Here is a 5,500-nt window from a genome sequence, read left to right on the forward strand (position 1 = left end):
GACCCGCCGCTTCCTCCGCCGCCAGCGCCAACCCCACGTCGTCCGCGGCTACTTCCACGCCCGGCACGTCCGCTACACGATCATGCAGGCAATCGAATAGTTCCGGCTCAATAAGGGGGAAGGGCAAAACAAACTGAGGACATCCAAGGTTGTGTCTAGATTTAATGGGGATTAAGTGACCGTCGTGCAGCGCTGATCAGATTCTGTGCATCCGTGCCGTACACCGCGGACTCCTGGAGGGTCTTCCAGACCCGAAGATAGGTGGCGATGCTGTCGGCGTCGTCGATCCACAGCTCTGCGTGCCAGTCTTCGACGACAACAAGGTGCTCGTCGTAGACCCAGAAGCTGTTGCCCGGCCAGATCTTCAAGGAGGCGCTGAAGGGGATGATGCCAAGCTCGACGGTGTCCAGACCGATGACGCCGGCGAGATGGTGGAGCTGCGCTGCGAGAACGGATGGCGGGCAGACCAGGGAGCGCAATGCGCCCTCCCACATCATGATCCGGTACTTCCTGCCTGGTCGGTACAGCCCTTCTTGCCGCTGGATCCGAGCGCGCACGGCATCCTCGGTGTCCCTCGGTGATCGCATGAGATCGGCGTGCCGGACGAAGACGTGTCGGGCGTAGTCCGGGATCTGCACCATGCCGGGAATCAGGCAGTTCTCCCAGATGGTGAGGACTCGTGCCCGGTCGTGCTCAGGTGTGACGGCGTCCTGGACGGCTCGATGCCCTGCAGCCAGCTGGCGACGCCAGGAGCGGATGTGTGACTCGAACCCGCGTAGGCGGGCGAGCAGCTCGTCATACGTCTCGGGCTGACCTGTTCCGTCTGCCCACGCGCGCAAGTCTTCAGCCGTCGCCGTCTGCTTACCGTTTTCGAGCTTGCTGATCTTGACCTTGGTCCATCCGGAGCCAAGCCGCTCCGCTAGCTGTGTACCGGTGAGTCGGCCTCCAGGCGCCGTGAGTCGAAGCTCCCGGAGCCGGATCCCGAGATCCTCGCGTGCCTTCTGATAGTCCGTGCTCACCGGTACGTGCTCACCTGCTTTACTCCTTCGCGTTCATCCGCGCCACGAAGTCCCTGTACGGGATGGCGTAGTGCAGCGCGACGTCACGCAGTCGGTTGTACTGGTTGACCCGCGCCGGCTCCGTGATTAGTTCGACGCCCGTCAGGTTGTCGTCGTTGTCCCAGAGGCACAGGGTGACGATGTGTGAATCGAAGATCCAGAAGTCTTCGTCGGGCAAGTTCACGCGCTTCGCGTCGTCGCGCCACATGTTCCGGACGTCTTCGCCCAGGTCGTCGTTGTGCTCGGCATGGGCAAGTAGGTACAGCTGTCCCTCGGTCGGCGGGTTGTCGACGATGCGGACCCGACCGACGTACGCGCCGTCTCGTGTCTTGGCGCTGATAGTGCGAGCCCAGGCAGAGTTCATGTCCCATGTCGGCGTCTCGCCCCGGACGAACTGGGCGTAGGTGTCAGTGGCCCGGTCCACGGCGTAGCCCTTACGCATCTCCAGGTGCCAGGCGCTGTGCTGGAAGTTCTCGAACATGCCAGCGAACGTGTCCGGATCGAGGATGCGTGGCTCGGTGTCTCGGTCTTTGGGGCCGAAGTCGATCAGTGTGTTGCGCGGTACCACGATCGGCACCTCGTCCTCGTCCAGGTGCTGGAGCTGGGCGATGTCCGCAGGATCGGTGAGCCGCGGACCGTGCACGATGACCTCGCCCGTGTCCAGGTCTTCGTGAACGGCAGGGCACGAACCGCCGCCTGAACCAGTGCCGTTGAAGCGTAGTCGTCGCGCCATGACCAGTTCCTTTCATCGGGGACTGATCCATCAAGCATCACGTAGATCAACGCACCGTGTACCAAGTTCGGTAGGGCTTCATGGATAACATCGCTTAACTTCGACGGGTCGTCAAGAAACTTCGAGAAACTTCCGTAGCGCCCCTCAACACCCCGTTCCTACCGTCCTGTTCATGGTCACGAAGAACACAGACACAGAGCAGGACATCGACCCGTACGCAGTGGTGGAGACCCTGAGAGAGGCCCTCAACGCTGCCGCTGGCATCATCCTGCCGTCCCTACGGGTCGACCCTGCATCCCCTGAACTAAAGCTGGTCGAGTTGGGGCGCGTCCGTGCCGACGTGGCTGCCCGACTGGCGAGCGCACTGCGGCGGGGGAGTCCTGAGTAATGGCCATCAGACTGCCGCTCAACAGCTTGGCCGTGGACACAGCGCACGGCGACAAGATCGGCTACGTCATGGGACACGTGGGCGGGGACACCCAGCTGCGCCCGCCGGGTGGGGGAGTGGAGTGGGACGCCGACCCGAACCTAGTCAGGCCGGCGACCGCCACTGAGGCGCTACGCGCCCGCGTCACCGAGCTCAACCGAGCAGAGCGTCTTGTATGAGCACGTCCACCACGAACGACCTCTCAACACGGTCGGCTGAGTGCGCCCTCGCCGCTCGACCTGACTACGCAGGTCTCCATGCCGACTGCCGCCAGACCAAGAACATCCCGTTGCCCGGCCACCAGGGCATCCTGCTCGTGCGCCGCTGCACGTGCCCGTGCCACGCCTACAACCGCAGCAACAACCCGGCAGCCTCCTCGGCCTGAGACTTTGGCCGGTGGCCTGCATCGTGTTGGGAAGCAGGAGCGCAAAGAGGACCCGCGTACATATGCTCCGCCGACCGCTCTGGATGCCGCCCGCGCCCAGTTAGCCTGGTCTGCTCGGCCGGGTCGACAGCGGCCCTCTTACCCATGCCATAGCTCCCGGGGCCGGGCGCAGAGGCGGTCGCCGCGTGTGGCTTCACCAGTCGGCCTCTGTCCGCGGAAGCTGTGCTCGGACGACCACCGAGACCGCCACGGCCTCCTGCTGGTCCGCTGGGATCAGGTTCCTCATGAGCTGGATCACCTCTGTGCTGAAGAGGGGGTACAGCGCGCAGTCGTCGATGCTCATGGGGTGGCGGTACGGCACTTGGACATCCCGGAATCCAGCCCGCTCCAGCTTGCGTACGAAATCGTCTTCGGACAGCGCCCCGGCCACGCAGCCGGCCCAGGCAGCGGGCTGGGTGAGGATCTGCGGCGGAAGCTCGTCCTGCCCGACGGTGAGGTCGGCGACGCAGAGCCTGCCGCCGGGATGCAGGACGCGTGCGCATTCGGCCATCACGCGGGCTTTCCGGGGGGAGAGGTTGATGACGCCGTTGGAGATGATCAGATCCACCGTGTCGTCCGAGAGCGGGATGGCCTCCATTTCGCCTTCCAGGGCCTCGACGTTCGTCAGCGCGGCGTCGGCCGCGGCGTCGGCGGTGCGCTGGAGCATCTCCGGCAGGAAGTCGAGAGCGATGACACGCCCGGTCGGGCCGGTGCGGCGGGCGGCGAGGATGGTGTCGATACCGCCGCCACAGCCGATGTCGAGAATCGTCTCACCGGGGTGGATGACGGCGAAGCGGAGGTGGTCGGCCACACCGAGCGCACGATCGATGGCGGCCTGGGGAACCTCGGCCAGCTCCTCGGGGGTGTAGAGCTTGCGGGCCACGGCGGCCGTGGACGCCGGGACGTTGCGGTATGCGTCGCGGACAAACTGCTTGACTTCATCGCTGTGCATCAGATCGCGGCTCATCAGCCCAGCTCCTCCAGGGTCTCGTTCAGGCGCCGCAGGACGTCGGCGGGGATGTCCTCACGGCCCGAGCTGCGCAGGAACCTGCGGAGCTCGACGGCGAATTCGAGCTCACCGCAGCAGCGCAGGCACATCCTCAGGTGCTCTTCCACCGCCTCGCGGTCCGCCTGATCGACCATGGCGTCGAGGTACTCCCACAGCCTTCTCACCGCCTCGGAACAAGTGATCAACGCACACCCTCCTTCAGCAGTCCGTTCTCTTCCGCGTAGTCCCACATCTGCTTCTCGAAGAGCTTGCGTCCCCGGTGCAGGTGGGCGAGCACGGTGCCCAGCGGCACCTGGAGGATCGCCGCTGTTTCCTTGGCCAGGAAGCCGTGCATGTAGACCAGGACGAGCGGAACCCGGTAGATCTCGGGGAGCCGCAGCAGCACGGCGTGCACGTCCTCGCACCCGAATCCCTGAAGGAAGTCCAGGTGGAGGCTGTCCGAGTAGGGGAAGGGATCTTCATAGGCGATCTTTCGGTAGAGGGAGAAGTTCTCCGCCTCCTCGAAGTCCACCGGAACCGGTTGCCTGGTCCTGGCCCTACGGCGGTCGCGACAGCAGTTGATGAGAATGCTCCGCAGCCACGCAGCCGCCGCCGCCGGATCGTGGAGCTGGTCGAGCCGTTCGAACGCCTTCACCATGCAGTCCTGCACCGCGTCCTCGGCATCAGCGCCGACCAGGGACCGGGCGATCGCGTAAAGCCGGGGAAGCTCTGCCCGCACCAGTCGGCGGAAGTCTTCCCTGTGGTCGGCCTTGGTGATCTGCACGCCTGCCACACCACCAAAGACGGTTCCTGACGCCGATTTTATTGCGTTTCACCCGGTTGCAATAACTTCGGGCATCCGCGCCGTCTTCATAGCCGAGAGCACCAATCTCGACCGGTCGACGGCAAGGAGGCACCCCATGACCACTGTCACCCATCGGAGGAGCAGGGTCGGCACCGCCGCGAGCCCGGGCACGCTCCGCTTGGGATCCGCGCTCATGGCGCTCGCCGGTCTGGCATTCGTCGGATACGCGGTGATCTTCTTCGTCCGCAACTTCACCGGCGCGTTCCTGGAACTGGGTATCGGTCCTGGCGAGGTGGATGTCGGCCGATCGGACATCAGGGCGTTCAGTCCCGAGCTGTACGACTACATCGCGCACCTGCACATCGCGGTGTCCGGGTTCATCGCGGCAGCCGGACTGGCCACCGCGGCGCTTGCCTGGTTCGGAGTCCGCCGCGGCCTTCTGTGGGCCTACGTCACCGCGATCGGCGTCCCCGTGCTCGGTCTGGCCGTCGCTCTGCCCGCCCACTACCCATACAACCTCGACACCCTCGGCCATCTCGGTCCCATCTACCTGGCCACTGCCGTGTTCGTCGTCGGCGCGCTGATCACCCTGCGGCCTCTACTGGCGGCACGGAGGAAGCGGGACTGATCGCTTATGCCCCCGCGACGGCAGGTCCACCGGCTTGGGCGGCACCTTCGCCCAGGCCGGCGCCGTGCATTCAAGCGAGCGAGGGCGCCTGTACGACCTGGCCCGCCGGCCAACTCTCCGCCGTTCCGTTCTTCGACAGGGCGAGCCCTCCCCCCAGAGGTGGGTGCTGGCCCGCGGTGGCATCGCCTACCGAGAGGCGATCGACATGCCGTTCCGCGAGGCGAGAGGTCTCTAGTACTCCCTGCGTAGGGCCCCGGCATGGGGCAGGTGGGTAAAGGCTCAGGGCCAGCTCTAATTGGGGCCGTGGTCGTAGTGTCTGCGGGTTATTGAGCCGGAACTATTCGATTGCCTGCATGATCGTGTGGCGGACGTGCCGGGAGTGGAAGTAGCGGCGGACGACGTGGGGTTGGCGCTGGCGGCGGAGGAAGCGGCGGGTG

General features: G+C 65.3%; 9 protein-coding genes. 4 read left to right on the top strand and 5 right to left on the bottom strand.

The window, feature by feature from the left end; translation table 11 throughout:
- Window positions 1–161: 161 nt before the first annotated feature.
- Entirely contained in the window at window positions 162–1,019 is an 858-nt protein-coding gene (locus tag ACTWQJ_RS45625) for a helix-turn-helix domain-containing protein (protein ID WP_443312278.1), read from the bottom strand.
- A gap of 19 nt (window positions 1,020–1,038) precedes the next feature.
- The gene (locus ACTWQJ_RS45630) at window positions 1,039–1,791 is read right to left on the bottom strand and encodes a DUF6879 family protein (protein WP_443312279.1); all 753 of its coding nucleotides are present in this window, start codon (window positions 1,789–1,791) and stop codon (window positions 1,039–1,041) included.
- A gap of 172 nt (window positions 1,792–1,963) precedes the next feature.
- On the opposite strand from ACTWQJ_RS45630, the gene ACTWQJ_RS45635 reads away from it, so the two are divergent.
- From ACTWQJ_RS45635 to ACTWQJ_RS45645, 3 genes are read left to right on the top strand one after another with little or no spacing between them, the layout of a single operon-like run.
- Complete coding sequence (locus tag ACTWQJ_RS45635) at window positions 1,964–2,179, top strand: hypothetical protein (protein ID WP_443312280.1); 216 nt, start codon at window positions 1,964–1,966, stop codon at window positions 2,177–2,179.
- Window positions 2,179–2,397 carry a hypothetical protein gene (locus tag ACTWQJ_RS45640; protein WP_443312281.1) on the top strand — a complete coding sequence of 73 codons (219 nt, stop codon included), beginning with the start codon at window positions 2,179–2,181 and terminating at the stop codon, window positions 2,395–2,397. Before ACTWQJ_RS45635 ends, ACTWQJ_RS45640 begins: the two co-directional genes overlap by 1 nt.
- The gene (locus ACTWQJ_RS45645; RefSeq protein WP_443312282.1) at window positions 2,394–2,603 is read left to right on the top strand and encodes a hypothetical protein; all 210 of its coding nucleotides are present in this window, start codon (window positions 2,394–2,396) and stop codon (window positions 2,601–2,603) included. The genes ACTWQJ_RS45640 and ACTWQJ_RS45645 overlap by 4 nt, the downstream gene beginning before the upstream one ends.
- A gap of 193 nt (window positions 2,604–2,796) precedes the next feature.
- On the opposite strand, the gene ACTWQJ_RS45650 is transcribed toward ACTWQJ_RS45645, so the two are convergent.
- From ACTWQJ_RS45650 to ACTWQJ_RS45660, 3 genes are read right to left on the bottom strand one after another with little or no spacing between them, the layout of a single operon-like run.
- The gene (locus ACTWQJ_RS45650) at window positions 2,797–3,609 is read right to left on the bottom strand and encodes a methyltransferase domain-containing protein (RefSeq protein WP_443312283.1); all 813 of its coding nucleotides are present in this window, start codon (window positions 3,607–3,609) and stop codon (window positions 2,797–2,799) included.
- Window positions 3,609–3,836 carry an anti-sigma factor family protein gene (locus ACTWQJ_RS45655; RefSeq protein ID WP_443312284.1) on the bottom strand — a complete coding sequence of 76 codons (228 nt, stop codon included), beginning with the start codon at window positions 3,834–3,836 and terminating at the stop codon, window positions 3,609–3,611. The genes ACTWQJ_RS45650 and ACTWQJ_RS45655 overlap by 1 nt, the downstream gene beginning before the upstream one ends.
- Complete coding sequence (locus tag ACTWQJ_RS45660) at window positions 3,833–4,414, bottom strand: RNA polymerase sigma factor (protein ID WP_443312285.1); 582 nt, start codon at window positions 4,412–4,414, stop codon at window positions 3,833–3,835. The genes ACTWQJ_RS45655 and ACTWQJ_RS45660 overlap by 4 nt, the downstream gene beginning before the upstream one ends.
- Before the next feature lie 136 nt (window positions 4,415–4,550).
- Here ACTWQJ_RS45660 and ACTWQJ_RS45665 point away from each other — a divergent pair, with 136 nt between their 5' ends.
- Window positions 4,551–5,063, top strand: a complete 513-nt coding sequence (locus ACTWQJ_RS45665; RefSeq protein ID WP_443312286.1) for a hypothetical protein — start codon at window positions 4,551–4,553, stop codon at window positions 5,061–5,063.
- Window positions 5,064–5,500: the final 437 nt, after the last annotated feature.

Source organism: Streptomyces sp. KR55, assembly GCF_052245645.1.
Classification (GTDB): domain Bacteria; phylum Actinomycetota; class Actinomycetes; order Streptomycetales; family Streptomycetaceae; genus Streptomyces; species Streptomyces flavusporus.